Here is a 1,952-nt window from a genome sequence, read left to right as displayed (position 1 = left end):
TCAAGTCATTAAAGGATATAGACAACATAGGAGCCTATTTGAGCGCTTATTTGACTGATATAGACCTAGAAGATGTCCAAGACAGGGAAACAGCCTTAAAAGTGGCTTCAGAGGGCTGTGAGGTGCAAACAAAGATCGTAGAAGGTCGGGAAAAGAAATTTTTAAAAGGCGGACGGCTGCACATGTATCCTTCCGGAATGAATATGTATCGAAAATCAAAAGGGATTGTTAAGCCGGAACGGGAAGAAATGAAGTTCGGAGACATAAAAAAAGTAGTGGGTTCGGCAAAACCACACTACGAGAAAAGTTATCATGTCGAAAATGACAATTTTGAAAACACAATTTCGTTTCTCCAGTATAACACAAAACGTGATTTTTGAAGCAAAACGGTTCCTCTTTATGGAGCCGTTTTTTTTATTTCCCGAAGGGTTATTTGTCAGAATGACAAACCGATTTCGAGCCGGCGAGAACCCATTGTCACACCACGATTTAGGGGGTGTGTATAAATGGGCACTCTCTGTGAAATTTGAAGCTTTGAAATTCCGAATGGCGCACTTATACACTCTGTCGAGTGAGTGCTAAAATGCTGAAGCATTTCCGTCAAGCGTGTGGAGGAATCTTGTAGAGAGATATAGCATAGATACCCGTATCTCTAGAGATATTTTGGTATATCCCTGCTATATCTATGGGGTATCTATGCTATATCTTTGGCTTCAAAAACGGCACCTGTTCTAAGAGCATAGAAACTCAACAGGCACAGCCTGTTTGACACCCTTTTTTTTAGGGTGGCACCGAGTTTCCTTATGCTCTTTTTCTCTGAAGCTAAACCTGTTTTATATGTCGTAGTCTTTTTATTGGGAGTGACCCCTTGCTGTACAATTTCCGGAGGTGCCGATAAGGGACGAATTTTCCCTTGTCGGTTGCCTTTGGGGATTGTAAGGGGTGGAGGCTCGGAATCAAAAGGAAACGAAATATCATTCCGAGTGTGCTTCTTTTTTCTGTTCTTGAATTCTATTATTTCCAATGTTAGAATTATGTTAACAACTTGTTAGGAGTGTGTTTGGATGGAAGAGAAAAAACAAATTGGACCTCGAATTACTGTTGAAACATTTAAAAAGCTAGAGTTATTAGCCGAACATTTTACAAAACACAATGAATTTGGAAGAGTTTCAAAAGATGCTGTAATTGAGTTTGCTATTAAGGAATTGTATAGGGACTATTTGGGAAAAGGACGCTAATTTTTGTTGAAAAACTGACTTCGGATTTGGGGTTCTTTATTATTAACTTGATTTTAATTAAACATTACAGGAAAAATTGAGGGGAAATGGATGGATAAACGCAATGGTGACGCGGTTTTCATAGCTCCAAATGATGTTGTAAAAGTGACCACTATGAATCACGTCATTGAAGTTCAGCATATGGAGAAGATGAACCGGAAAAATAATATCAAAAAATTGGACAAGGATAGGTTTGTAGACCTCTCTACTGGGGAGATCCGGGAGTTCGAGCATTCGGAAAATCGGCAGGAAAATTATAATTCTTTGAGACAAACCTTTAAGAAGCTGCGTTATTTGATAAATAACAATTTTATAGGACGGCCAAATGAATTACATATAACTTTGACATACAAGAAAAATATGACGGACACGAAAAAACTTTATAGTGATTTTCAAAATTTTATCGACAGGTTGCGTTATAAATACAAGAAAGAAAGTTCGATAGATTATTTATCGGTGGTAGAGCCACAAGGACGTGGAGCCTGGCATTGTCATGTTTTAATGCGCTTTAATGATTTGGATAAGATTTATATTAAAAATGCTGAATTAAGGAGTCTATGGGGTTTAGGATTTGTAACAATCAAGTCATTAAAGGATATAGACAACATAGGAGCCTATTTGAGCGCTTATTTGACTGATATAGACCTAGAAGATGTCCAAGACAGGGAAACAGCC

General features: G+C 38.0%; 1 protein-coding gene and 2 pseudogenes. All 3 read left to right on the top strand.

All coding sequences use genetic code 11. The annotated features are described in order from the left end of the window. Positions 1 to 380, top strand: a pseudogene (locus ACFXGI_RS38590) (hypothetical protein); the annotation flags it as partial. 684 nt (positions 381 to 1,064) lie between these two features. Then, the gene (locus tag ACFXGI_RS38585; protein ID WP_375839303.1) at positions 1,065 to 1,238 is read left to right on the top strand and encodes a hypothetical protein; all 174 of its coding nucleotides are present in this window, start codon (positions 1,065 to 1,067) and stop codon (positions 1,236 to 1,238) included. A 90-nt stretch (positions 1,239 to 1,328) separates the two neighbouring features. Further along, positions 1,329 to 1,952, top strand: a pseudogene (locus ACFXGI_RS38580) (hypothetical protein); the annotation flags it as partial.

Origin of the sequence: Streptomyces sp. NPDC059355 (assembly GCF_042752335.1) — a bacterium.
GTDB lineage: Bacteria > Actinomycetota > Actinomycetes > Streptomycetales > Streptomycetaceae > Streptomyces.
The sequence above is the reverse complement of the archived record's forward strand: the minus strand, read 5'-3'. Positions and strand labels throughout refer to the sequence as shown.